This is a genomic window from Novosphingobium organovorum, from assembly GCF_022832435.1.
GTDB lineage: Bacteria > Pseudomonadota > Alphaproteobacteria > Sphingomonadales > Sphingomonadaceae > Novosphingobium > Novosphingobium organovorum.
In genome coordinates, this window is sequence record NZ_JALHLF010000005.1 from 1 (window position 1) to 24,267 (window position 24,267).

Genomic DNA, 24,267 nt, shown 5'->3' on the forward strand with positions numbered 1-24,267 from the left:
GGCCGCGAGCGCGGCGCCCGGCCCCGAGGCCGCCGCCAGCAACCCCGTGGCGCCCGATACCGAACTGGCCGATACCCATTCGATCCCGCCGTTGCTGCGCGGACGCTGGGGGCTGGTCGCGGCCGACTGCACCAGCCAGCGCGGCGATGCCAAGGGCCTGATGACGGTGGGGCCCTCGCGGCTGCAATTCTACGAATCGGTGGCCGACCTTGGCCGCATCGAGAGTATTGCGGCCGATGCCGTGACCGCCGCCTTCGCGTTCGAGGGTGAAGGGCAGAACTGGACGCTCGACGTGACCCTCGCCACCAGGGACGCAGGCAAGACGCTCGTGCGCACCGATCGCGGCGCCGACGCGGCGCCCGGCCCGCTGACCTACACCAAATGCCCGTGACGGGCGCGCGACGATGAAGGACCCCACGAAGCGATGACCGCGACGACCCACCCCTTTGCCCTGAGCGACGATCAGCTGGCGATCCGCGCCATGGCCGAACGTTTCACCGCCGATCGCATTACCCCCTTCGCGGGCCAGTGGGACGACACCGGGCACTACCCCGTCGACGTCTGGAAGGCGGCGGGTGAACTGGGCTTCGGGGGGATCTACGTGTCCGAGGAGGGCGGCGGGATCGGGCTTGGCCGGCTCGATGCCGCGCTCATCATGGAGGCGATGGCCTACGGTTGCCCGGCGACGAGCGCCTATATCTCGATCCACAACATGGTCGCCTGGATGATCGACCGCTTCGGCGGGGACGAGCTCAAGGCGCGCTATCTGCCCGATCTTGTCGCCATGGAGACGATCGGTTCGTACTGCCTGACCGAACCGTCCTCGGGCTCGGACGCGGCGGCGCTGCGCACCAGCGCGCGGCGCCACGGCGAGGATTACGTGCTGACCGGAACCAAGCAGTTCATCTCGGGCGGCGGGGTCAACGACATCTACCTCGTCATGGCGCGCACGGGCGAGCACAAGACGCGCGGCATTTCGTGCTTCGTGCTGGAGAAGGGCATGGCAGGGCTCTCCTTTGGCGCGCCCGAGCGCAAGCTGGGCTGGAACGCCTCGCCCACCGCGCAGGTCATTCTGGAGGAGTGCCGGGTTCCGGCGAGCAATCTGCTAGGTGGCGAGGGCGAGGGCTTCAAGTTCGCGATGGCCGGGCTCGACGGTGGGCGGCTCAACATCGGCGCCTGTTCGCTGGGCGGCGCGCAGCGCTGTCTCGACGAGGCGATTGCCTACGTGAAGGAGCGCCGCCAGTTCGGGCAGCCGCTGGCCGATTTCCAGAACACCCAGTTCCGCCTCGCCGATATGGCGGCCGAACTCGAAGCCGCACGCGCGCTGCTCTATCTTGCCGCCGCCAAGGTCACGGCGGGCGCGCCCGACAAGACGCGCTTTGCCGCGATGGCCAAGATGATTGCCTCGGACACGGGTTCGTCGGTGGTCGACCGGGCGCTCCAGCTGTTCGGGGGCTACGGCTACTTGCGCGATTATCCGATCGAGCGTTTCTGGCGCGACTTGCGTGTCCATCGCATCCTCGAAGGCACCAACGAGGTCATGCGCATGATTATCGGTCGCGACCTGCTCCAGTAGGCGCTAGGACGGTTCCATGACCGATGAAGTGCTGACCCGGCGCGAGGGTGTCGCCGCCATTATCTCGCTCAACCGCCCCAAGGCGATCCACGCGCTGACGACGGCGATGTGCGAGGGCATGATTGCCGCGCTGCAGGCCTGGGCCGAGGATGACAGCGTGGGCGTGGTCATCATCGAACACGCCGAAGGGCGCGGATTTTGCGCGGGCGGGGACATCGCCATGCTGCGCCGCTCCGCGCTCGAGGATGGAGGGCTTTCGGGCCGCCGCTTCTTCCTCAACGAATACCGCCTCAACCATCTTTTGTTCACGTATCGCAAGCCGGTGGTTGCGTTCATGGACGGCATCACGATGGGCGGCGGGGTTGGCATATCGCAGCCCGCGCGCTTTCGCGTTGCGACCGAACACACCCGGTTTGCCATGCCCGAAAGCGGTATCGGGCTGTTTCCCGATGTTGGCGGGGGCTGGTATCTCTCGCGCCTGCCCGGACGCGTGGGGTACTTCCTGGCGCTGACCGGCGCGCGGCTCGATGGGGCGGAGTGCCTGTGGGCCGGGCTCGCCACGCACTACCTCGCCTCTGGCGATCTGGACGAGGCCAAGCGGCGCATCGCGGCGGGGCACGAGATCGAGGGCGTGCTTGCCGCGCTGGCTTCGAGCGCGCCCGAGGCGAAGATCGCCGCGCACGACGGCGCGATCCGCAAGCACTTCCGGTTTGCCACGCTCGAAGAGGTGATCGCCTCGCTCGACGGGGACAAGAGCGAATGGGCAATGAAGGAGCTTGCCACGCTGCGCTCCAAGAGCCCGCAGGCGTGCAAGGTGGCGCTGCGCGAGCTTGACACCTCGCTGACGCTTACGAGTTTCGCCGAGGAAATGGCGATGGAATACCGCATCGCCAGCCGGGTGCTCGTCCTGCCCGATTTTTCCGAAGGCGTGCGCGCGGTCATTGTCGACAAGGACAACGCGCCTAAATGGAACCCGGACACGCCCGAGGGTGTGCGCGAGGAAACGCTCGAGGCGATCTTCGCGCGCTTGCCCGCAACCGAGGAATGGAAACCGCTATGACCAAGGCCGCCACCTACGAAACGCTGCTTGTCGAAACGAAGGGCGCGGTCACCGTCATCACGCTCAACCGGCCCAAGGCGCTGAACGCCCTGAATTCGACCGTGATGGCTGAGATGGTCGCGGCGATGGCCGCGTTCGAGGCCGATGCCAGCCAGGGCTGCGCGATCGTGACCGGTTCGGGCGAAAAGGCCTTTGCCGCGGGCGCGGACATCAAGGAAATGGCCGAGATGCCCTCGGCGCAGTTCTTCGCGCAGGATTTCTTCGCCGACTGGACCTCCAAGGTCGTCAAGGCGACGCGCAAGCCGTGGATCGCGGCGGTGAACGGCTTTGCGCTGGGCGGCGGCTGCGAAGTGGCGATGATGGCCGACTTCATCATCGCTTCGGAGACGGCCAGATTCGGCCAGCCCGAGGTGACCCTGGGTGTCCTGCCGGGCATGGGCGGCTCGCAGCGCCTGACCCGCGCGGTGGGCAAGGCCAAGGCGATGGACCTGTGCCTGACGGGGCGCATGATGGGCGCCGAGGAAGCCGAACGCGCCGGGCTCGTCGCCCGCGTGGTCCCGGCGGCCGCGCTGATGGACGAGGCGATGAAGGCGGCCGAGAAGATCGCCTCGCTCCCTCCGCTCGCGATCAAGGCGAACAAGGAAGCGGTGAACCTGGCGTTCGAGACCACGCTCGACACCGGGCTGGTGATGGAGCGGCGCCTGTTCCAGGTGCTCACCGCGACCAGGGACAAGGAAGAAGGCATGGCTGCCTTCGTCGAAAAGCGCGCAGGGGTCTGGAAGGGCGAATAGTCGCTTGGCGTGCGCCCGGTTCCAAGGCGGGGCGCGCGCTCGGGCCTGAGCCGAAACGAAGGCGGGACGGGTCAGAACCTGCCGGCCAAGAGCGGGAGAGTACGCCATGAAGATCGCCTTTATCGGGCTTGGCAACATGGGGGGCGGCATGGCTGCGAACCTTGTGAAAGCCGGGCATGAGGTCGCCGCGTTCGACGTGTCCGAGGCCGCGCGGGCACGCGCGGCCGAGCAGGGCTGCACGCCGTTTCCCACCATCGGTGCGGCGCTGGCGGGGGCCGAGGCGGTCATCACCATGCTGCCCAACGGCGCGATCGTGCGGACGGTCTACACCGATGATGTGCTGCGCGTCGTCGCGCCGGGGACGGTGCTGATAGACAGTTCGACGATCGATCTCGATACCGCGCGCAGCGTCATCCAAATGGCCGCAGAGGCGGGCTGCGTCATGGTCGACGCACCGGTTTCGGGCGGGGTCGCAGCAGCAGCAGCGGGCACGCTGACCTTCATGGTCGGCGGGACGGACGCGGGGTTCGCGCGCGCGGCCCCGGTGCTTGAACCGATGGCTAAGGCGGTGATCCGCGCGGGCGAGAGCGGCGCAGGGCAGATCGCCAAGATGTGCAACAACATGCTTCTGGCGATCCACATGATCGGCACCTGCGAGGCGCTCAAACTGGCCGAGCGCGCCGGGCTCGATCCGCAGACGTTCTACGAGATTTCGTCGAGGTCGACCGGCTCGTGCTGGTCGCTCGATGCGTATACCCCGATGCCGGGGGTGGGCGCGGCGAGCCCGGCGGACAACGGCTATGCGGGCGGTTTTGCCTCGGCGCTGATGCTCAAGGACTTGCGGCTCGCGATGGCGGGCGCGGCGGGCGCGGGCGCGAACGTGGCGCTGGGCGAACACGCCACCGCCCTCTATGAAGCGTTCGTCGAGCAAGGGGGCGGCGCAAAGGATTTTGGCGCGATCTTCACCACCTTGTGAAGCCTTGGCTGTTTGAAAGGAGCATTGCGTAGGGGTGACGATTGTGCGTGACGATCCGGCCGCGCCGCATCTGGCCGCGCTGCTGGCGTTGCATGTCGGCGAAGTGCAGGCCGCGCTCGGCGAATTTGCTTACGCGCTCGACGCTTCGGGCCTGTCCTCTCCCGAGGTGACCTTCTGGAGCGCGTGGGACGGCGAGGAGCTGGCCGGGTTCGCGGGCCTGAAGCGCATCGATGCCCGCGCGTGCGAGGTCAAGTCGATGCGCGCCGCGCCATCGATGCGGGGCAAGGGCGTGGGCCGCGCGCTGATGGACCACCTGATCGCGGCGGCGCGCGAAGGCGGCTATGAAACCCTCTTCCTTGAAACGGCGGTAACGCCGATGCACGTGCCTGCGGTGGCGCTCTACCGCAGCGCGGGCTTCGTCGAATGTCCGGTGTTTGGCGACTATCGTCCGGGGCCGCACAGCCTGTTCATGCAGCTGGCGCTTTAGCGCCCCCTTGGCACCCATCTGTGAGCCCCGCCTGTCCCTCGCGGCTGTGGCCAGGAGAGGCGCGCTCTACAGTTCTGGGAGCCCGAGGGCGATGGCCCTCGGAAAACCGGTGTTGATCTGTTTGTCCCTTTGTTCAGGCTCACCCCCGGCCCCTCCCGCAAGCGGGAGGGGAGGAGTACGCGTTTCTAACCGTTCTTCGTGCGTCGGCGGGCGAGTTCGAAGGCGGGCAGTTTCATGCCCTTGGTGCGCGAGGTGAGATGGAACGCGCCGCACAGGCCGCAGCGGTAAGGGCGCAAGTGGAAGGGGGCCTTTTCGGCCACCGCCAGCGCCTCGGCCTCGCTCGCGAAGCGCTTCTTGCGCTGGCAGATACCGGGGCGGGTGCGCATGGCTCTTACCCGAGCCAATCGAGCAGCAGGATAGCGGTCCCGAGGGTGATTTGACCCACCCCTAGAAATCGCATGCGTCGGTCCGAGCGCGGGGGCGGATAGGCGTCGAGCGTGCGGCGTTCCTCGAAGTAGGTTTCAGGGGCTCCTGCGTCGATCGCAGCCATGCGTTCCGCGCGATCATGTAGGGCTTTTTCCCGGCGGCGGTGTGGCCAGACGGTCGGGGCAATGCCCGAAGCGATGGAACTTACTCCGATGAAGACGAAGAACACGTTTGCCATCGTGCGCGCGGCTTCAGACCCCCGCGGCCAGCAGCCCCGGCCCCAGCAGCGTGAGCAGTTTCACGTCCATCGCGTAGCCCTCGGCGCGAAAGTGGGCGATGGCCTCGGCGATACCCGAAAGCGGGATGCGGTGGACCAGGATGTCCTCGTCGTCCACCCCGCCGCCTTCGCCCACTTTGACGAGGTCGCGCGCGCGAAACAGCGTGAAGCTCTCGCTCACCATGCCGGGCGAGGAGAAGAACGTGCCGATCTTCTCCATCGTCCCGGCGCGGTAGCCGGTTTCCTCTTCCAGTTCGCGCGCGGCGGCGATCGCGGGGTCCTCGCCCGCGTTGGAGGTTTCATCGCCCACCAGTCCGGCGGGCAGTTCGAGACAGCGCGTTCCCAGCGGCACGCGGTACTGGTCGACGAGGATGACGTGATCCTCGGCGTCGACGGCGAGGATCACGGCGGCGTGGATGCCGCGCGCGCGGCCCACGAATTCCCAGCGGCCACGGGTCTTGGCGGTGATGAACCGGCCCTCCCACATGATCTGTTCGGGGGCATCATGGTCGGGGGGGAGTTTCATACTTCGATCAGCCTGTTGGGGAGTTCGTTGATTTCATCGTCGGCGCGCGGGAAGTGGGGGCGCACGATGTCGCCCACCTGTTCGACCGCGGCGCACAGGCCATCGGCGATGCGCCCTTCGCGCACGTGGGCGAGCATGGCCTGCATGGCATCGCCCCAGACCTGCGGGTCGACCTTGGTGGCGATGGCCTCGTCGGCGACGATTTCGGCGCGGTGTTCGCGCATCGAAAGGTAGATGAGCACCCCTGTGCGCCCGGTGGTGCGCCCTTGCGCGCCGATGCGAAAGGCGCGCACGGCGCGTTCGTGGACGCGCGCGGATTTGACGGGGCCAGGGATCAGCGCGAACTTGAGCGGGGGCCACAGCTGGATGAGCGCCATGCCCGCGAACTTGAGCGTGGCGATCGCGGCGGCGAGCGAAATGATCGCGCGCGGCGTCCATTCGTGCCCCCAGTCGGCCAGCAAGGCGTCGTAAGTGCCCATGAACGGCGCGGGGAAGGAAGCCATGACGCCGAGCGCGACGAGCGCGACGGCCGCGCTCCAGCTGAGCGCAATGTCGGTGTACCCGTCGGAGCGGTCGGCGAGGATTGTCACGATTTCGCCCGCGCTTTGCAGCTCGGCGCGGGTCACGGCTGCGCTGATCTTCTCGTGATCGGCCGGGGAAAGGGTGACGTGGGGCTGTTTCATGATCGTCCTTTCCTACCAGCTGCCGCTCGAGCCGCCACCGCCAAAGCTGCCGCCGCCACCGGAAAAGCCTCCACCGCCGCCGCCAAAGCCGCCACCGCCGCCCCAGCCACCGCCACCACCCCAGTGGTCGTCGTCATCGCCCCAGCCGCCGCCAGGCAGCCAGATGAAGCCCGGACCGCTCGACCGGCGCCGGCCGCGTCCGCCGCGCGCCTCGTTGATCATCGGGGCCACGACGAAGAAGACGATGAGCAGGATGAAGAAAATGGTGCCTGGCGAAATGCCGCCGCCGCTTTCGCTGCGCTTCTGATCGGCCTCCTTGGCCAGTTCCTTCGCCTGATCGGGCGGAAGCGTGAGCAGTTTGGCGATCGCCTGTACCCCGGCCGCGATGCCGCCGGGGTAGTCGTTTTCCTTGAAACGGGGCAGGATGGCACCGTTGATGATCTCATAACTCATGCCATCGGTGAGGATAGGCTCAAGCCCGTAGCCAACCTCGATGCGCACTTTGCGCTCATTCGGCGCGACGATCAGCAGGGCACCGTTGTTGGTGTCCTTCTGGCCGATGCCCCAGGCGCGACCAAGCTGATAGCCGTAGTCCGAAATCTCATAGCCATCGAGGCTGGGCAGCGTGACCACCACGACCTGCCGCCCCGACTGCTGTTCGAGCGCGGCAAGTTGCTGGGTGAGCTGGGCTTCCTCGGCCGGAGGGATGATGTTCGCATCATCGACCACCCGCCCGGTCAGCTTGGGAAACTGCGGTGCCGCTTGTGCGCCCTGCGGCAGGAGCAGGGCGCAGGCAAGCAGCGCAAAGAGGCCGAATAGCGCCTTGAAGCGGTTCACCGGATCACAGCTTGCCTTCGAGGGAAGGGGCCACTTCGGCGTTGGGGGTGGCCGCCTTGTAGGGCACCATCGGGCTCGCCCCGCGCAGTTGCGCACCGATCATCGTGGGGAAGGTGCGCACGGTGGTGTTGTAGTCCTGAACCGAGGCGTTGTAGTCGCGGATCGCGATGCGGATGCGGTTTTCCTGCCCTTCGAGCTGGCTTTGCAGCATCCGGTAGTTCTCGTTCGACTTGATATCGGGGTAGGCTTCCATGCTCACCAGCAGGCGCGAGAGGCCCGAGCCCAGCTCGCTCTGCGCGGCCGAGAACTGTTCCATCTTCTGCGGATCGTTGAGGTCATCGCCGGTGATCTGGATCGAGGTGGCCTTGGCGCGCGCTTCGACCACACCGGTCAGGATGCCCTTTTCCTGCTCGGCCGCGCCCTTGGCGACAGCGGCGAGGTTGGGGACCAGATTGGCGCGTTCCTGAAAGGCGGCCTCGACGTCGGCCCACTTGGCCTTGGCGGCTTCCTGCTTGGTCGGCACCGAGTTGAAGCCGCAAGCCGCCAGTGAAAGAGCGGCGAGCACGACGAAAAAGGCGCGTCCCTTGCGGGCTGCGTTCGACAGGGTCATGGGAAAGTTCATCCTCCACTGTGGCGCGCCGGAAGTCCGGGGCCTTGCGTTGCCTTACAAGATAGCGAGCGGTCGGGCCTCTTCAACGGTAAACCGTACCGGCGCGTGGTGACAAAGTGTGGTCGGGCGCGTTGCACCGGCCGCTGACCGGGGATGGAGCGGCATCAACAGCCGCGCTTCAAGCAGGGTTTATTTGCGCTCGCGCTTCATGCAAAGCCGGTCGGGTGCTTTCAGGAAAGGGCAAAGGCATGACACTTTTGGACGAATTCAAGAAATTCATCGCCCGAGGCAACGTGCTCGATCTCGCCGTGGGCGTGATCATCGGCGCGGCCTTCGGCAAGATCGTGACCGCGCTCAACGAGAACGTCATCATGCCGGTGATCGGCTGGCTGATCGGCGATCTCGACTTCACGCAGTACTTCATCCGGCTGAGCGACATTCCGGCCGGCTACACCGGCAGTCCTACCGATTACGTCGCGCTCAAGGCGGCGGGCGTGGCGATGATCGGCTATGGCATGTTTATCACCCAGATCATCAACTTCCTCATCATCGCCTTCATCCTGTTCATGCTCCTGCGCTCGGTGAACAAGGTCATCGACGAGATGGAAGCGAAGAAGAAGCAGGTCGAGGAAACCGCCGAGGCGCCCGCAGTGCCCACCGACCCGCAGCTCGACACGCTGCGCGAAATCCTCGCCGAACTGCGCAAGAACGAAGCCAGGTCCTGATCCGTGCAAGCCCGATCGTGCGGGGGCGGCGGGTTGCGGCGCCCTTCCACGATTGCGCGTGGGAAGGCGCATGCAGCCACTTCACATTCTGAATGAAAACCCTATATGGGCACTTGTCGGCTTCGGCCGACTATGACGATAAAGTGTGTCGTGCAATAGGCGCAGCGGACCCGGGGGCGGTACCCGGCGGCTCCACCACCACCCGTCCTGTCCCCTCGGCTGAGGGGCGGGGCAACCCAGTTGTCGCTGGGGTGATGACGGGGCCGAACTAGGATCGACGTGTGTTGAAAAGCGGTGCTTTCGTCCGGGCTGAGTAACCCGTTAAAGGCTCAAAACTCACAAGTGCCAACGACAACGAAGCACTCGCTCTCGCCGCGTAATTCTAGGGGCTAACGCCCTGAAGTTACAAAGCTAAAGCGCGGTTGGACCCACCGGGCAACAGAAGCGGATTCCAGGGGCCCGGGGTGAGCCTGTCAACAGAATCACCCCACCTTCCTTTTTCGCGTTCGATCCCGGCATTCGGGTCTTGGCGCACATGCGTTGCCTGCGGCGTGCGACGCTGTTAGCCTCCCTCGAAATGATGCGGGCAACCAAAGTCCGCGCAGGGCCTTGTCAGGCTTCGCCTTACGGTGCCGTCTATCGCCCGTGATCCGCTTCGTGCCGGAAGGATTTGCCGTGAGCCCGACTATTTTTGTCATCGTCCTGTGCGCCGCGCTGCTGCACGCAACCTGGAACGCCATGGTGAAGGGGGCCGGGGACAAGTACGTGTCGACCGCGGCGGTGGTGATCGGTCAGGCGCTCTTCGCGCTGCCCACGCTGTTCTTCGTGCCCGCGCCCGATGCGGCGAGCTACCCGCTGATCCTGGCCGGGATCGCGTTGCATCTGGGCTACCAGTTCTTCCTGATGGCAGCGTATAAGGTGGGCGATCTGACGCAGGTCTATCCGCTCGCACGCGGCAGCGCGCCGCTGATCGTGGCGCTGGTCTCGACCCTGTTCCTGGGTGTCGACCTCGCGCCCATGCAACTCGCCGCCATCGCGCTGATCGGGCTTGGCATCATGTCGATCACCTTCGTGCGCCGGGCCGATGGTATCCACAACCGCCGCGCGGCGCTGCTCGCGCTCGGAACGGGGCTGTTCATCGCCTCCTACTCGCTCGTCGATGGCTATGGTGCGCGCCACGCCGGGACCGCGATCGGGTTCTACGGCTGGCTGACGATCGGCAACGCGATCGCTTTCGTCGCGATTTCGGCTCTGCGCCGCCGCGATGCGCTGGCGCGGGTGGGCACCCAAGGCCTGCCGGTGCTGGTGGTGGGCGGAGCGGCGTCTTACGGCGCCTATGCGCTGGTCATCTGGTCGTTCACCCAGGCTCCCATCGCGCTGGTGACGGCGCTGCGCGAAACCTCGATCGTCTTCGCGCTGTTCATCGGGGTGTTCGCGCTGGGGGAAAAGCTGAACCTCGCCAAGGTCGTCTCGACGATGGCGACGCTCGCCGGGGTCATCCTGCTGCGTTTCAGCGCCCGGCAGGGCGGGTGACGCCGGAACGCGGGGCCAGGGGTATCTGCGCCTTGCTCCCGAAAGGGCGTGCTTCAGGCTGGCGTCGCGGTGGGGGCACTTCCCTTGCCCGTGCAGCACATCCGGTCTGCCCGCTTCAGGCGGCTTCCCGTCCGGTTTCGGCCATGGTCGGGGGCGGCGGGGACTGGGCATCGGCCCGTGCCAGCCTTTCGGCCTTTTCGTACTTGATGCAGTCGAGGATCTTGGCGCCGGCCATGAACACCGAGCCGGTGCAGGCGGCGAACAGCAGCTTGCCGCCAAAGCCGGGGAACTGCCCGAGGTAGACGCTGCCGCGCTCGATCGCGCCGGTCGCCAGGGCGTAGATGATCATGTACGCTTCCCAGTTGGTCTTGATTACAAACAGTCGGGCAACTTTGCGTAGCATTTTCATCCTCTTGTTCGAGACATGCCGCAGCAACGATCGTGCCAGTCGCGGGTTTGAGCCATTTGTAATGCCTAACAAACTCTTGTCTGTAAGCCATTCCGACTCATCGTGTAAGTGCAGGCTACACCATTCCGGTCGGATCCTTGCGCGAACCCGATCTGGCCTGTTGCTTTTGCCACCGCTTTGGGTCATAGCGCCCCTAATCCTCCCCAGGGCATCTATGGTAATGTCTCAGGCGCTTCGCACGATTCGCGTTCGCAGCCTGCAAATTGGTGTGAGGATTTATGACGAACAGGATCGAACGCTCCGGCCTGAAGGTCGATGCGGCACTGGCGCAGTTCATCGAGAAGGACGTTCTTCCCCCGATCGGTCAGGACGCCGAGGCGTTCTGGAACGCCTTCGCGATGCTCGCGGCCGAATTCGCCCCGCGCAACCGTGCGCTGCTCGCCCGGCGCGAGGATCTGCAGGCGCAGATCGACACCTGGCACACTGCGCGTGCGGGCAAGCCGCTCGATCAGGGCGAATACCAGGCCTTCCTGCGCGCGATCGGCTATCTCGTTCCCGAGCCTGATGATTTCACCATCGGCACCGACAACGTCGATCCCGAGATCGCGACGATGGCCGGGCCGCAACTGGTCGTGCCGGTGCTCAACGCGCGCTTCCTGCTCAACGCGGCGAACGCGCGCTGGGGCTCGCTCTACGATGCTTATTACGGCACCGACGCGCTCGACGCCGCGCCCGCCAAGGGGCCGGGATACGATCCGGCGCGCGGGCAGGCGGTGATCGCGGCGGGCCGCGCGTTCCTCGACACCGCGATCCCGCTCAAGAGCGGCTCGTGGGCGGATCTCGACGATCCCGAGGTCATCGAACTGGCGAACGACCGGCAGTACATCGGCGAAACCGAAAAGGGCCTGATGTTCGCCAACAACGGCCTCTCGATCGAACTGGTCTTCGATCCGTCGAGCCCGGTCGGCCAGGCGGACCGCATGGGGCTTTCGGACATCGTGCTCGAAGCGGCGCTGACGACGATCGTCGACCTTGAAGACTCGGTCGCCGCGGTCGACGCCGAGGACAAGCTGGCCGCCTATGCCAACTGGCTGGGCGTCATTCGCGGGGACCTGGCCGACACCTTCGAGAAGGGCGGCAAGACAATGACCCGCCGCCTTAACGCCGACAAGGACCTCGTCACCGTCGCGGGCAAGCGCATGGCTCTGCCCGGCCGCTCGCTGCTGTTCGTGCGCAACGTCGGCCACCTGATGACCAATCCCGCGATCCTGCTGCCCGATGGCTCGGAAATTCCCGAGGGGATCATGGATGCGGTCATCACCAGCGCCATCTCGACACAGGACGTCCAGGGGCTGACCAAGTACGGCAACAGCCGCAGCGGGTCGATCTACATCGTCAAGCCCAAGATGCACGGGCCGGAGGAATGCGCCTTCACCAACGACCTGTTCAACGCGGTCGAATCGCTGCTCGGGCTCGACCGTTTCACGATCAAGGTCGGCGTCATGGACGAGGAACGCCGCACGTCGGCGAACCTGGGCGCCTGCATCGAGGCGGTGAAGAACCGGATCGTGTTCATAAACACCGGCTTCCTCGATCGCACCGGGGACGAGATCCACACCTCGATGCGCGCGGGGCCGATGATCCGCAAGGCCGACATCAAGGGCTCGACCTGGATCGCGGCTTATGAAAAGCGCAATGTCGCGATCGGACTGCGGCACGGGTTGTCGGGCAGCGCGCAGATCGGCAAGGGCATGTGGGCCGCGCCCGACCGGATGCGCGACATGCTCGAGCAGAAGATCGGGCACCCGCGTACCGGGGCGAACACCGCCTGGGTGCCTTCGCCCACCGCTGCGACGCTCCATGCGATGCATTACCATCAGGTCGACGTGTTCGACCTGCGCGAAAGCATCGCGGCCGAGGATATTCCGGGCCTTGATCAGCTCCTTGCGGTTCCGCTGGCGCAGGGGGGCAACTGGTCCGAGGGCGAAGTGCGCGAGGAACTCGATAACAACGCGCAAGGCCTGCTCGGCTACGTCGTTCGCTGGATCGACCAGGGCGTGGGCTGTTCGAAGGTCCCCGACATCAACGATGTGGGCCTGATGGAAGACCGCGCGACCTTGCGCATTTCGAGCCAGCACATGGCCAACTGGCTGCTGCACGGGGTTTGCACGCAAGAGCAGGTCATGGATTCGCTGCACCGGATGGCCGCCAAGGTCGACGCGCAGAATGCCGGTGATCCGCTCTACGAACCGATGGCCGGAAACTGGGACACAAGCCTAGCCTTCAAGGCGGCCTGCGATCTGGTGTTCAAGGGCGTCGAGCAGCCGAGCGGCTATACCGAGCCCTTGCTGCACGCGTGGCGCCTGAAGAAGAAAGCGCTCGTTCCGGCGGTCTGCTGAGGACCGCTCTACGAGGCTTCCCTGAGGTCCGGCGCCCCTTGGCCGGACCGCAAGCAACGGGCTTCCCTCTGTCCAGGTGGGAGGCCCGTTCGCGGTTGAGCGCCTGCGAATGGCGTCCAGGCAAGGAGCCTGGTCATGCCGGGCGCGAGGGTTTGCGGGTCCCGTGCGTTGGCCTTGGAACAGGCCGTTACGCGAAATTAACTGTCTCCTAAGGGAATTTACCGAAGAATAGGGCTCGTTTCGAAGCGAATCGCGACAGTCGGGGGGGACACGGCGATGATGTTTCACAAGCAGCGCCTCGAAGCGCGTACGGTCCTTGCAGTGCAGGGCACGATGCGTTTCGGCGGGATCAGTCACGAAGTCACCTTGGGCAACGCCTCCTCACGCGGGGTGCTGGCGCTCATTGATACGCCGCCGCCGCGCGGCACGCCGGTGCAGGTCCAGATCGGGGATGTCGTGCTTGACGGGCAGGTGCGCTGGCGCGGGCCAGGGCGCTGCGGGATTTCGTTGAGCGAGCCGATCGACGTCAATCGGCTTCTTTCGGGGCGCATCGTTCCGCTCGCCTTCGTGCCGGCGCATCAGTTCGACAGTTATCGTGGTCCTCAAGGGATCTTTCGTACGATCGTCAACGAGGGGCCGCTGGCCAATCGGGCCTTCAACGCGGTTCTGCTCGTTGCCGCCGTTGCCAGCGCGGCGTTCGCGCTGGCGCGGCTTGGCACCTCGCTCGATACCGCGCTGTCGATCTCGACGCACGACCTGCAAAGCTCGTTCACGCAGGCGCCCTGAACAGCGTGCCAGCGAGGCGGTCAGCCGGTCGCATCGCCAGATCGGCCTTGCTCGGCCAGGTGCCGATCCCATTGGGCGATAAGGCGTGCGCGCGGTGTAGGGTAGCGCTCTGCCTGCAAGGTCATGCGCCGTAGCCGGTCGGCGCGAAAATGCCGAAAGGCGCAGCGTTTCTCGCACCAGCCCACGACAATGCGCACGTCTTCCATATAAGCTAGGAAAATCGGCCAGATCACGCGCTCGCTTTGCCGCTCTTGCGCATCGACATAGCTTATGGCCAGCTTGCGGCGGTCGCGGATGGCCTGGCGCAGCGTGCCAAGGTCGATCGTCTCGACCGGCGGGGGGACGAAGCTCACCGGCCTCAAGGTCGCGTCGAGGACGATCGGGCGCAGCGTTTCGGGGACGATTGCGGTGAGTTTGGCGATGAGATCGCGCGCGCCCTGCGCCAGTTGCGCATCGCCGCGCGCGGCAACCCAGGCCGCGCCGAGGACGGCGGCTTCCAGCTCGTCGGCGGTGAGCATCAGCGGCGGCAGGTCATAGCCCTTGTCAAGGACGTAGCCGGTTCCCGCCTCGCCGCGCACGGGCACGCCCTGGGCGAGCAGTTCGGCCATGTCGCGGTAGAGACTGCGCAAGGAAATCTCGAGTGTTTCTGCGAGCGAGGCCCCGGTGACCGGGCGCTGCGCGGCGCGCAGGATCTGGATGATCCGGAACAGCCGTTCGGTTCTACGCATTGTCTACCCTCCTGACACACTGCTGCCATAACGGTGGCAGCAGGCCTGTGGCAAGCCGGGCTTCCCGAACGTTTCGGTTCGATCACCAAAGGAGATTTCCATGCACCGCGAAGGAGGATGCGCCTGTGGCGCCATCCGTTTCACCACCCAGGTCGCGCCGGTCGGCACGGGCGCGTGCCACTGCACTCATTGCCAGAAGCTGGCGGGCGGCGGACCCAACTATGTCGCGTTGTTCGCCAAGGGCGCGGTGGCGGTGACGAAGGGGCTGCCGGGGGTGTACCATGATAGTGGCGACAGCGGCGGGGCTGTCGAGCGGGCGTTCTGCACCACGTGTGGCACGCCGCTGTGGAGCGTGCCCGAACACGCGCCGTTCATGACCGTCAAGGTCGGTGCGTTTGACGAAATCGGCGATCTGGGGCCGGCGATGCACATCTACACCGCATCGGCGCCAGGCTGGCATCCGATTCCTGACGACAGGCCGACCTTCGAACAGATGCCGCCGCGCGAAGCGGCGCCGATCTGAGGACAGGACTTGATCTGGGCGGTCGTCCGAGGGGCCATCCGGACCGCGCGCGCCTTAGCTGAGGGCGCGCGCGATGGTCACGAATTCGGCTACCGAAAGCGTCTCGGCGCGGCGTTGCGGGTCGATCCCCAGCGATTCGAGCGCCTCGAGCGCGCCGGGCACGCCCTTCAGGCTCTGGCGCAGCATCTTGCGGCGCTGGCCGAAAGCCGCTTCGGTGATCCGTTCGAGCTTGCGCATCGAGACGCCTTCGGGCGCATCGCCGGGGACCACGTGGACGATGGCGGACATGACTTTGGGCGGCGGGGTGAACGCGCTGCGGTGCACTTTCATCGCCAGCTTCGCCTTCGCGCGCCACTGCGCGAGGACGGCGAGGCGACCATAAGCCGAGGTGTCTTCTTCCGCGACGATACGGCGCGCCACTTCCTCCTGGAACATGAGCGTGAGCGAGCGCCACTGCGGCGGCCATTCCTCGCCCGAAAGCCAGCCGGTGAACAGCGCCGTGCCCACGTTGTAGGGCAGGTTGGCAACGATGTGGTAGGGGCCGTCGAACAAGCTGGCGGGAGCGATCTTCATCGCGTCGCCCTCGATCACGGTGAGCTGGCCGGGGAAGGCTGCCTCGACTTCGGCAAGTGCGGGCAGGCAGCGCCGGTCCATCTCGATCGCGGTGACCTTGGCGCCCGCGCGCAACAACGCGCGGGTCAGGCCACCGGGGCCGGGGCCGACTTCGAGCACGCTTTCGCCCTTGAGCGAGCCGGGAATCGCCGCGATCCGGTCGAGCAGCTGTTCGTCGAACAGGAAATTCTGGCCGAGTGCCTTCGAGGCCGAGAGGCCGTGGCGTGCGATGACCTCGCGCAGCGGGGGAAGCGCGCTCACGCGGGGGCTCCCTGGGCGCGGGCCACGGCGCATTCGCCCGCCATGCGCAGCGCGGCGATCATCGCGCCCGCGCTGGCCTTGCCTTGCCCGGCAATGCCGAAGGCGGTGCCATGGTCGGGTGAGGTGCGTACCAGCGGCAGGCCCAGGGTCACGTTCACGCCTTCCTCGAAATCGAGCGTCTTGATCGGGATCAGCGCCTGATCGTGGTACATGCACAGGGCAACATCGAAGCGCTCACGCTCGTGCGCGGCGAACAGCGCGTCGGCCGGGTGTGGGCCGGTGACGGCAAGCCCTTCGGCCTGGAGGCGGGCGATGGCGGGTGCAATGACCTCGATTTCCTCGCGGCCCATGCGTCCGTCCTCACCCGCGTGCGGGTTGAGCCCGGTCACCGCGATGCGCGCTGCGGGCAGGCCGTAGTCGCGCGCAAGAGCGCGTGCGACGATACGCGCCTTGGCGCATATCAGCTCGGCGGTGATGAGGCCGGGGACGGCGCTGAGCGGCTCGTGCACGGTCAGCGGCACAGTGCGCAGGCTGGGTCCGGCAAGCATCATGACCGCCGCCTCGTGCGCCATCGCGCAGGCATCGGCGAGAAATTCGGTCTGGCCGGGCTGGGTGAAACCGATCGCGGCGAGCCGGATCTTGGCGATCGGGCCGGTGACGATGGCGCTGGCCGCGCCGGTGCGGGCAAGCTGGGTTGCCTCGGTCAGCGAATGGAGCGCCAGACGCGCGCCCGAATCGTCGGGCGCGCCGAAGCTGGGCGCACAGTCGGCTTCGCCAAGCACCGGCAGCGCTTCGTCGAACACCGAAAAGGCGTCCGCAGGGCGTTCGATCTGGCGCACGGGAAGGGTGAGGCCGCGCGTTGCGGCGGCCATGCCCAGCGCGAGCGCGCCGCCGACCACGAAGAAAGGAGCGATCCCTGCCTCGCGCCGGCGCATCCACGCCTCGGCAATCAGCTCGGGCGCCACGCCCGCAGGATCGCCCAGCGACACCGCGATCGGAGCCGGTGGGCGCGCGGCCATTTCCTGCATCATGCGCGCAGCGCTTTCGGCGGCGTCAGTTGTATTCGATGACGGCATCGCGGCGCAGGTCGCGCAGGTAGATCTGCGCGCGCTTGTTGATGCGCTCGTCTTCCATCTGCGCCATGAGCTGATCGAAATTCGGGCCATCGTCGGCCTGCGGATCGTCGCGGCCGCACAGCATGAGGATGCGCACGCCGTCCTTGACCGAACCGAACGGCGGCAGCGTTTCACCCGGCGAGAGTTCGAGCAGCGGGCTCTGGATCGCGGCGGGCAGGTCGCGCGCCTTGACCTGGTCGTTGGTGACGACTTCGGCGCCGATGCCCTTGGCCACCGCGTCGACCGTGCCGCAGCCCTTGGCGGCCTTGATCGCGGTGGCGAACTCCTCGGCCTTCTTGGCCGCCTGCGCGTCGGTGGTGCCGGCGGGGAAGTTGATCGAGATCTGCTTGAGCGCGAGCACCGCGTCACGCGGATCGGCGGTGAGCACCTGACGCTTGTCGATCAGGTAGAGGATGTCGAAACCGCCGGGAACCTCGATCGGGCCGACCAGCTGGCCGGGCTGCATGGTCTTGGCAACGCTCGAGAGCTGCTCGGGCAGCTGGGCGAGGCGAATCCAGCCAAGGTCGCCGCCGACCGCCGCGGTCGAAGCCTGCGAATACTGGCGGGCGTAGGCGACGAAGCTGCCGCCTTCCTTGATCTGCTGCACGATCTGCGAGGCGTTGGTGTAGACCTGCTCGCGCGAGTCCGCGGGCGCGGCGAGGTAGATTTCGCCGATGCGGTATTCCTCGGTGCCCTTGGAGGCCTGGAGGCGCTGGATGGTCTCGTTCACTTCGTCTTCCGAGACGTTGATGAACGGTGCGATATTGCGCTGGAGCAGGCGCTGCCAGGACATTTCGCCGAGAATCTGGCGCTTGAGCGATTCGGGCGAGGAGCCGATGCGCTTGAGGTAGGCGTCCATCGCGCTGGTGTTCTGGCCGAAGTTGCGCGAGGCGACGCGGGCGTAGGATTCATCCACCTCGGCCTGCGAGACTTCGACGTCGTTGGCCTTGGCTTCCTGGATTTCGAGCGATTCGTCGATCAGGTTGCGCAGGACCTGAAGGCGCAGGCGCTTCTGCTCCTCGTCGCTCAGCTTGTTCTGGTTTGCCGCCAGGACGAGCGCGAGGCGCTGGTCGACGTCGGTTCCGGTGATGACGTCCCCGTTTACCACGGCGGTGGCCTTGCGCACGTTGGGATTGTCGTTGCCGAAGATCTTGACGTTGTCGGGGATCACGATCTCGCCCTGGGGTGCCGATTGCGCCCTGGCCACGCCCGTGCCGAGCAGGCCGGCGATCACCGCCAGTGAGGCGAAGCCGGTCAGCGTGCGCTTCACGAACCTGTTGCGATTGACTGCTACCACCGTGATTTCAATCCCGTATTCTGCCGGCCTCGACCGGTCCCGCAAGAGCGGGAGAAATGTTGTGCGCAAGGTACGCGCATCGGACCCTCGCGTTTGCCGCAGGGCGGCTGAACCCAAATTCGCCGCAGAACGGCTTAACCTAAATTTGCCGCGGGGCGGCTTAACCCAAAATGAGTGCACCCGATAGCGGCTTTGTGCCCCCCTGCCAACGTTCGCGCTGCCCGCTGCGAGGGCGGGCGCGCCAGGCCAGGCGGGCGCGATCAATGCATGCCGATGTTCTTGAGGCGGAAGCGAATCAGGAACGAGTCTCCGCTTTTCGCGTCGCCGTTGGTGACGTAGTTGCGCTTCCAGGTGAGCGAAATCTGCAGGCAGTCGTCCTCATAGGCAGCACCAAGGCGCGTGCGCAGCGGCTGGAAGCCGTCCGAGCCCGAGGTCGGGTCCTCTGTGCTGTCGGTCAGGTTGATGACCGCCGAGCCGAACAGCGAATAGTGGCTGGCGAAGGCGATGCGTCCCGCAGCGCGCACTTCCTCGCGGTCGCGAAGGTCCTCGGCTTCGGTGTCGTCGGTCGTGGTGGTGTCGCTCGAGGTATCGCTGGCGGAGTAGATGTTGCGATTGAGCTTGGTGTAGCCCATCTCGAGGTAGGTGCGGTTGTTGCCCAGGACCGCGTCGAATTCGTTGCGCCGAATCGCGAAGCTGTCCTTGTCGAGCCGGAAGCGGTGGATGACGTGGACAAAATCGCGGTAGCGCACTTCGGTGCGGCCCACGATGTCGGAGACCTTGCCGCTCAGGCCCGTGCCATCAAGGGCGATGGTGTCGCTTCCGGCGAGGTAGCGGCTCTGCCCGATCTGTGCGGTGACGCGCCAGCGCGGCCGTTCGAAGCGCCAGTCGAGCCCATAGGTCACGCGGGTGCCGTCCTCGATCCGGTCGTAGCCGGGGAAGCGATTGAGCGCGAAGAGATTGCTCGTTTCCAGTTCGACTGCGCGCGAATCCTCATCGGGGATGGAGAAATTGCGCACGTGCGGGGCGGCCACCACCTGCACGCGCGGGGTGAGCACTTGCGTGCCGCCTGCAAATTCGCCCACCAGTGGCCATTCGACGTCGACCGCGGCCAGCGCGATGGCGCGCGTCTGCCAGCCCGGATCGCCGCGATAGGATGTGGTTTCGGTCTCCAGATTCTCGTCGGAGTGATAGACGTCGCCGCGCAGCAGGCCGGTCACCGTGATGACCTGGCCCATGTCGGTCACTTCGCGCTTGGACCATTGCGCGCTGGCAAAGGCGCGCTGGGTGTCCTGCCCGTCGGTCCGGGTCAGCGCCAGGGCGTTGAGCTGGGTCTCGATCTTGCCGCCGAGCAGCGGGTCCTTGAACAGGTGGCGGTAGTCGACCGCGGGCAGGGCGATCGGCAACTGCCCCTGGTCGCGGGTCGATTGCATGGTCTGCGTGGCGTAGCCTGCGATCGACAGGTAGCTGTCCTCGTCGATCCGCTCGACATCGATCATCGAGCGCAGGCGGTCGTCGCTGCTGATGTCGTAGCGGCGCAGGAACGTGCGGTCGGTCGCGCGGCGGATCGAGGTCGTCACGCTCCACTTCTCGTCGAGCTGAAACGTGCCGTTGGCGAAGATGTAGCCGCGAAAGGCGTTGTTGCCCTGCGCATCGGTCGTGTCGCCGTAGATCGGGATGCGCTTGCTCGAGGTGGCGTAGCCGGTGATCTGGTAGGCGCCTTTCGAGGTCAGCGCGCGGTACTGAATCTCTCCCATCGGGGCCGCTTCGGTATAGACGTTGAGCGTGCCGGTGAGGTCGCGGTTCTTGTCGATCTTCCAGTAGAACGGCTGGGCGATCGAGATGCCGTTCGAGGCGGACGACTGGATGTCGGGGATCAGCAGGCCTGAAACCGCATCGCCGTTGGTGCTCACCGTAAGGCCGAACAGCGGAACCTTGACTGCGCCGAACACCTCGAGCCGGGCGTCGTTGAAGCGCACGCGCTGCTGCTGGTCCGAATAGATCACCGTCTTGGCAACGACTTTCCAGGTCGGCTCCTTGGGGCAGCCGTCGCCGTTTTCGACCGCGCAGCCGGTGTAGGCGGCATGGTCGAGGATGACGTCGCCGTTGGCCAGGCGCTTGCCGTCCTTGGCCGCGAGGCGTCCGCCCTCGCGCAGGACGAGCAGCAGGTTGTCCATCATCCCGCTCTTGAGCTCGTCGGTCAGCTCGACCTTGTCGGTGAACAGCTGGTTGCCGTTCTCGTCGACCATGCGGACATTGCCGGTGGCCTCGATCTTGCCGGTCTGGCGGTTCCAGGTGACCGAATCGGCGCGCACCGACTGGCCTTCCTTGCGCAGCACCACGTTGCCGGTGGCGGTGACCTGCTCGTTGTTCTGCGCGTATTCGACGACATCGGCCTCGAACGCGATCGGCACGGCGTCGGCGCTGGCGGCGGGCGGTTCGGCCGGAGCATCCTGGATCGGCGTTGATTCGCTGGGATGGGTACCAAGATCCTGCGCGCCGGCAGTCGAGGGTGCGAACGCCGCGACGGCGGCGCTGCCCAGCAGAAGGGCGAGCGTTGCGAGCGAAACAGGGTGCAAGCGACGGATCGGGGCGTGCAGATGGGACGATGCGGCTGGGAGCATGGCTTGCCTATCGCACTGCCTGTGCCTAACTGCAATCCATGCGTGCGGTAAAGCGAACAGCTGCCTGCGCCCGGCCGGGGCGGGCGGCGCTTGCGGACCGCATTTTGCGAGAATTCAGGAGAATCCATGAATATCCAGTTCCTTGACGCGGCAACGGCATCCAGCGCGCGTCTCGTCGTGCGTTTCGTCGATCAGGACGCGCTGCCCGGCACGCTCGAAACCGTGCTGGGCGAAGGCGCGGCGATGGCGCGCTTCACCGGCAAGACGGGCCAGCTGTTCGAAGGCTTCGTTGAGCGCGGCGGGCGCGTGGTGCGCGCGGTGCTGGCCGGGATCGGCAAGGCGGACGCCGAGGATCGCGCCGCATCGATCGAGCGCGCGGCGGCTGCGGTCGTGGGCAAGTACCTGACCTCGGGCGAGACGGCAGCCGCTTTCGACCTTTGCGAGGCTGGCTTTTCGGCCGAGGAAACCGTCCGCGCGCTGATCGGGGGCTGGCTGCGGTCGTGGCGCTGGGACGCCTACCGCACCACGCTCAAGGACGAGCAGAAGCCGAGCCTCGCCACCGTCGAGGTCATCGGCGCGCCCGCAGGTGCCCAGGCGCTTTGGGAGATCGAGGTGGGCGTCGCCGAAGGTGTCGCGCTGACCCGTGAACTGGTGACCGAACCGGCCAACACGATCTACCCTGAAAGCTTCGTCGAACGCTGCAAGGCGCGCATGGAAGGCACCGGCCTCACGCTGCGCGTGCTCGACGACAAGGAGATGGCCGAGCTCGGCATGGGCGCGCTGCTCGGCGTCGCGCAGGGCTCGGTGCGCCCCGCACGCCTCTTCGTGATGGAGTGGATGGGCGGTGAGCCCGGCGCCAGGCCGATCGCCTTCGTGGGCAAGGGCGTCACCTTCGACACCGGCGGCATCAGCCTCAAGCAGCCCGGCGGCATGGAAGACATGAAGTGGGACATGGGCGGCGCCGGTGCGGTTGCGGGCACCATGTTCGCGCTGGCAAAGCGCAAGGCCAAGGCCAACGTGGTGGGCCTGTGCGGCCTCGTCGAAAACATGCCTGACGGTAACGCGCAGCGTCCCGGTGACGTCGTCACCACCATGTCGGGCCAGACCGTCGAGGTCATCAACACCGACGCCGAAGGGCGCCTCGTGATGTGCGACGTGCTGACTTACGCGCAGAAGACCTATGCTCCGGTGCGGATCATGGATCTCGCCACGCTGACCGGTGCGATCATGATCTCGCTCGGCCAGGAACACGCCGGCCTGTTCTCGAACGACGATGCGCTCGCCGCCGATCTTGCCGCAGCCGGTCTTGCCACCGGCGAGAAGCTGTGGCGCATGCCGATGGGCCCGGCTTACGACAAGCTCATCGACAGCGCGATCGCGGACATGAAGAACGTCGGCCCGCGCTTTGGCGGTTCGATCACCGCGGCCCAGTTCCTCGAGCGGTTCATTGAGGACGGCCTGCCCTGGGCGCACCTCGACATCGCGGGCATGGTCTGGGCCGACAAGCCCGGCGCGACCTGGGACAAGGGGGCGACCGGCTTCGGCGTGCGCCTGCTCGACCGCTTCATTCGCGACACCGCGGAAGGCTGAAAGGGCTAGGGTGGGAAAGGGAACACGGCTGTGCGCGTGATGTTCTACCAGCTCAGCCGTGACCCTGCCCATGGCGTTGTCCCGCTTCTGGCGCGAAAGTCGCTGGAAGCGGGCGAGCGCGTGCTCGTCGTGGCCGAGACCGAGCCGCAGCGCGCGGCGATCGCGCGCGGGCTCTGGACCCAGGGCGCGACCAGCTTTCTGGCCAACGGCGAGGCGAGCGACCCGCACCCCGATCGCCAGCCGATCCTGCTATCCGACAGGCCCGAGCCTGCCAACGGAGCGAAGTTCCTGTTCCTCGCCGATGGCCACTGGCGCGAAGGCGAGACCGCGTTCGAGCGCGTGTTCTATCTCTTTGACAGCGAGACGCTGGCCGAGGCGCGCCAGGTCTGGAAGGATCTGCGCGGGCGCGAGGGCGTGACCAAGGAATACTGGGCGCAGGAAGACGGGCGCTGGATGCGCAAGGCCTCGGAATAGGGCCTGGGCCACGGGGGCAAACTTGGTGGGACGCGGACGGTGTGACCCGCCCATCCCGCTGCGACTAGGTTCGCCTGCGGCTCTCCAAGTCTCGCTGCCCCTCCCGCACCTGCGAGGGGAGATCACGCATTGTCCTCCCGCTGGCGGGAGGGCCGGAAGGCTTGGGACCGAAGGGGCCTGGCCGGACGGGGTGGGCTCACCACTACGAGCGCAACGGAATGAAACCGGACGTTCGAACTTGTCCACGCCGCCTATGAAAAACTACGTGCGTTGACAGGCGCGCGCCATCTTGGTCTAACCCCGGCCAGAGAACATAGAGTGGCGAGAGGATGATGGCATGGCGGGAGCTACCCGATTTACCGTGTGCATTGTGGCTGGACTTGTCCTGGGCGTGGCCTTCGGCAATCTGGCCATGGGACTGCTGGCCGGCGTGGTTGCCGCAGTTGGATTTGCCAACGTGAGCCTGAAGAACCTGCGATCCGATGAGGATGCGGGCTGAGGCCGGGGACGAGGCCGTTTGCGTGCATTGACAAGGCCGGGTGCGCCCCGCACAGGCTGGCGGCCCGGCACAGGCCACGACGGCCATTGCCGCCTTGCCGGAAGGGCCACTTTGCATGACTCCCCAGGAACAGCTTTCCCTGTTTGCCCGCGCGGTCGATGCGCTGGGCGGCGCAAGCGGCGTCGCGCGCACGCTGAGCTGCACGGAAAGCGCGGTGGGCGAAGTGCTCTCGGGTCAGGAAGCGCTTCACGAAGGCTGGCTGCGCGCGATTTCGAGCGCCCTGCTCGAACACGCCAACTTGTGCCGCAAGCTCGAACGCTCTCTCTCGCCTGATTTTCCCTCGAACCTGCTTGAAGGTCAGGCCCGCAGCGCGGTCCTGCGCGGGGGGCATTCGGGCTGAGGGGCGCGCCAACGCACCGCGGTTTCGGGCGGATCGGGGGCGGCAG

Annotated in this window: 27 protein-coding genes and 1 other RNA gene; 16 read left to right on the top strand and 12 right to left on the bottom strand. The window is 66.4% G+C overall.

Annotated features, from left to right (window positions below; all coding sequences use genetic code 11):
• The 6 genes from MTR62_RS02365 to MTR62_RS02390 form a co-directional block, all read left to right on the top strand.
• On the top strand, positions 1 to 391 hold a 391-nt coding region (locus MTR62_RS02365; RefSeq protein ID WP_268739622.1), incomplete at its 5' end, for a hypothetical protein.
• A 33-nt stretch (positions 392 to 424) separates the two neighbouring features.
• Complete coding sequence (locus tag MTR62_RS02370) at positions 425 to 1,576, top strand: acyl-CoA dehydrogenase family protein (protein ID WP_244016682.1); 1,152 nt, start codon at positions 425 to 427, stop codon at positions 1,574 to 1,576.
• Positions 1,577 to 1,592: 16 nt separating this feature from the next.
• Positions 1,593 to 2,636 carry an enoyl-CoA hydratase/isomerase family protein gene (locus MTR62_RS02375; RefSeq protein WP_244016683.1) on the top strand — a complete coding sequence of 348 codons (1,044 nt, stop codon included), beginning with the start codon at positions 1,593 to 1,595 and terminating at the stop codon, positions 2,634 to 2,636.
• Entirely contained in the window at positions 2,633 to 3,427 is a 795-nt protein-coding gene (locus MTR62_RS02380; RefSeq protein ID WP_244016684.1) for an enoyl-CoA hydratase-related protein, read from the top strand. The genes MTR62_RS02375 and MTR62_RS02380 overlap by 4 nt, the downstream gene beginning before the upstream one ends.
• Before the next feature lie 106 nt (positions 3,428 to 3,533).
• A complete protein-coding gene (gene mmsB, locus MTR62_RS02385) occupies positions 3,534 to 4,403 on the top strand; it encodes a 3-hydroxyisobutyrate dehydrogenase (protein WP_244016685.1) in 870 nt (289 codons plus the stop codon).
• A gap of 34 nt (positions 4,404 to 4,437) precedes the next feature.
• Positions 4,438 to 4,890, top strand: coding sequence for a GNAT family N-acetyltransferase (locus MTR62_RS02390; RefSeq protein WP_244016686.1), 453 nt, complete (start codon positions 4,438 to 4,440; stop codon positions 4,888 to 4,890).
• 185 nt (positions 4,891 to 5,075) lie between these two features.
• Here MTR62_RS02390 and MTR62_RS02395 read toward each other — a convergent pair whose 3' ends face one another.
• Genes MTR62_RS02395 through MTR62_RS02420 form a run of 6 tightly spaced genes read right to left on the bottom strand, consistent with a single transcriptional unit; the run spans position 5,076 to position 8,249 of the window.
• Positions 5,076 to 5,276 (bottom strand): hypothetical protein, encoded by a 201-nt coding sequence (locus MTR62_RS02395; protein WP_244016687.1) that lies wholly within the window; start codon positions 5,274 to 5,276, stop codon positions 5,076 to 5,078.
• Positions 5,277 to 5,281: 5 nt separating this feature from the next.
• Entirely contained in the window at positions 5,282 to 5,554 is a 273-nt protein-coding gene (locus MTR62_RS02400) for a hypothetical protein (protein WP_244016688.1), read from the bottom strand.
• Positions 5,555 to 5,567: 13 nt separating this feature from the next.
• The gene (locus tag MTR62_RS02405; RefSeq protein ID WP_244016689.1) at positions 5,568 to 6,119 is read right to left on the bottom strand and encodes an NUDIX hydrolase; all 552 of its coding nucleotides are present in this window, start codon (positions 6,117 to 6,119) and stop codon (positions 5,568 to 5,570) included.
• Positions 6,116 to 6,802: a TPM domain-containing protein gene (locus tag MTR62_RS02410; RefSeq protein ID WP_244016690.1), complete on the bottom strand. Its 687-nt coding sequence runs from the start codon at positions 6,800 to 6,802 to the stop codon at positions 6,116 to 6,118. Before MTR62_RS02410 ends, MTR62_RS02405 begins: the two co-directional genes overlap by 4 nt.
• Before the next feature lie 12 nt (positions 6,803 to 6,814).
• Entirely contained in the window at positions 6,815 to 7,639 is an 825-nt protein-coding gene (locus MTR62_RS02415; RefSeq protein ID WP_407672580.1) for a TPM domain-containing protein, read from the bottom strand.
• A 4-nt stretch (positions 7,640 to 7,643) separates the two neighbouring features.
• Positions 7,644 to 8,249 carry a LemA family protein gene (locus MTR62_RS02420; RefSeq protein ID WP_244016691.1) on the bottom strand — a complete coding sequence of 202 codons (606 nt, stop codon included), beginning with the start codon at positions 8,247 to 8,249 and terminating at the stop codon, positions 7,644 to 7,646.
• Positions 8,250 to 8,497: 248 nt separating this feature from the next.
• Here MTR62_RS02420 and mscL point away from each other — a divergent pair, with 248 nt between their 5' ends.
• The 3 genes from mscL (at position 8,498) to MTR62_RS21405 (ending at position 10,507) form a co-directional block, all read left to right on the top strand.
• On the top strand, positions 8,498 to 8,974 hold the full coding sequence (gene mscL / locus MTR62_RS02425) for a large conductance mechanosensitive channel protein MscL (RefSeq protein ID WP_244016692.1): 477 nt from the start codon (positions 8,498 to 8,500) through the stop codon (positions 8,972 to 8,974).
• A 76-nt stretch (positions 8,975 to 9,050) separates the two neighbouring features.
• Positions 9,051 to 9,427: a transfer-messenger RNA gene (gene ssrA / locus MTR62_RS02430) on the top strand.
• Between the two features lie 222 nt (positions 9,428 to 9,649).
• Positions 9,650 to 10,507, top strand: a complete 858-nt coding sequence (locus tag MTR62_RS21405) for an EamA family transporter (RefSeq protein ID WP_244016693.1) — start codon at positions 9,650 to 9,652, stop codon at positions 10,505 to 10,507.
• 115 nt (positions 10,508 to 10,622) lie between these two features.
• On the opposite strand, the gene MTR62_RS02440 is transcribed toward MTR62_RS21405, so the two are convergent.
• On the bottom strand, positions 10,623 to 10,856 hold the full coding sequence (locus tag MTR62_RS02440; protein ID WP_327194370.1) for a hypothetical protein: 234 nt from the start codon (positions 10,854 to 10,856) through the stop codon (positions 10,623 to 10,625).
• A gap of 338 nt (positions 10,857 to 11,194) precedes the next feature.
• Between MTR62_RS02440 and MTR62_RS02445 the strand changes: the two genes are divergently transcribed.
• Positions 11,195 to 13,315: a malate synthase G gene (locus tag MTR62_RS02445; RefSeq protein ID WP_244016695.1), complete on the top strand. Its 2,121-nt coding sequence runs from the start codon at positions 11,195 to 11,197 to the stop codon at positions 13,313 to 13,315.
• A gap of 276 nt (positions 13,316 to 13,591) precedes the next feature.
• On the top strand, positions 13,592 to 14,101 hold the full coding sequence (locus MTR62_RS02450) for a hypothetical protein (RefSeq protein WP_244016696.1): 510 nt from the start codon (positions 13,592 to 13,594) through the stop codon (positions 14,099 to 14,101).
• 20 nt (positions 14,102 to 14,121) lie between these two features.
• On the opposite strand, the gene MTR62_RS02455 is transcribed toward MTR62_RS02450, so the two are convergent.
• Positions 14,122 to 14,829 (bottom strand): helix-turn-helix transcriptional regulator, encoded by a 708-nt coding sequence (locus MTR62_RS02455; RefSeq protein WP_244016697.1) that lies wholly within the window; start codon positions 14,827 to 14,829, stop codon positions 14,122 to 14,124.
• 100 nt (positions 14,830 to 14,929) lie between these two features.
• Here MTR62_RS02455 and MTR62_RS02460 point away from each other — a divergent pair, with 100 nt between their 5' ends.
• Positions 14,930 to 15,352: a GFA family protein gene (locus MTR62_RS02460; RefSeq protein WP_244016698.1), complete on the top strand. Its 423-nt coding sequence runs from the start codon at positions 14,930 to 14,932 to the stop codon at positions 15,350 to 15,352.
• Positions 15,353 to 15,406: 54 nt separating this feature from the next.
• Here the strand turns inward: MTR62_RS02460 and rsmA are convergent, their stop codons facing one another.
• From rsmA to MTR62_RS02480, 4 genes are all read right to left on the bottom strand, one after another.
• Positions 15,407 to 16,225, bottom strand: coding sequence for a 16S rRNA (adenine(1518)-N(6)/adenine(1519)-N(6))-dimethyltransferase RsmA (gene rsmA, locus MTR62_RS02465; protein ID WP_244016699.1), 819 nt, complete (start codon positions 16,223 to 16,225; stop codon positions 15,407 to 15,409).
• Positions 16,222 to 17,256 carry a 4-hydroxythreonine-4-phosphate dehydrogenase PdxA gene (pdxA, locus tag MTR62_RS02470; RefSeq protein WP_244016700.1) on the bottom strand — a complete coding sequence of 345 codons (1,035 nt, stop codon included), beginning with the start codon at positions 17,254 to 17,256 and terminating at the stop codon, positions 16,222 to 16,224. The genes rsmA and pdxA overlap by 4 nt, the downstream gene beginning before the upstream one ends.
• 22 nt (positions 17,257 to 17,278) lie before the next feature.
• A complete protein-coding gene (locus tag MTR62_RS02475; protein WP_407672585.1) occupies positions 17,279 to 18,598 on the bottom strand; it encodes a peptidylprolyl isomerase in 1,320 nt (439 codons plus the stop codon).
• 299 nt (positions 18,599 to 18,897) lie between these two features.
• Positions 18,898 to 21,258, bottom strand: coding sequence for an LPS-assembly protein LptD (locus tag MTR62_RS02480; RefSeq protein WP_407672581.1), 2,361 nt, complete (start codon positions 21,256 to 21,258; stop codon positions 18,898 to 18,900).
• Positions 21,259 to 21,384: 126 nt separating this feature from the next.
• Here MTR62_RS02480 and MTR62_RS02485 point away from each other — a divergent pair, with 126 nt between their 5' ends.
• The 4 genes from MTR62_RS02485 (at position 21,385) to MTR62_RS02500 (ending at position 24,221) form a co-directional block, all read left to right on the top strand.
• The gene (locus tag MTR62_RS02485) at positions 21,385 to 22,848 is read left to right on the top strand and encodes a leucyl aminopeptidase (protein WP_244016703.1); all 1,464 of its coding nucleotides are present in this window, start codon (positions 21,385 to 21,387) and stop codon (positions 22,846 to 22,848) included.
• A 39-nt stretch (positions 22,849 to 22,887) separates the two neighbouring features.
• A complete protein-coding gene (locus MTR62_RS02490) occupies positions 22,888 to 23,322 on the top strand; it encodes a DNA polymerase III subunit chi (RefSeq protein ID WP_268739629.1) in 435 nt (144 codons plus the stop codon).
• Between the two features lie 337 nt (positions 23,323 to 23,659).
• Complete coding sequence (locus MTR62_RS02495) at positions 23,660 to 23,821, top strand: hypothetical protein (protein ID WP_244016705.1); 162 nt, start codon at positions 23,660 to 23,662, stop codon at positions 23,819 to 23,821.
• Positions 23,822 to 23,936: 115 nt separating this feature from the next.
• Positions 23,937 to 24,221, top strand: a complete 285-nt coding sequence (locus MTR62_RS02500; RefSeq protein ID WP_244016706.1) for a hypothetical protein — start codon at positions 23,937 to 23,939, stop codon at positions 24,219 to 24,221.
• The last annotated feature ends 46 nt before the right edge of the window (positions 24,222 to 24,267 follow it).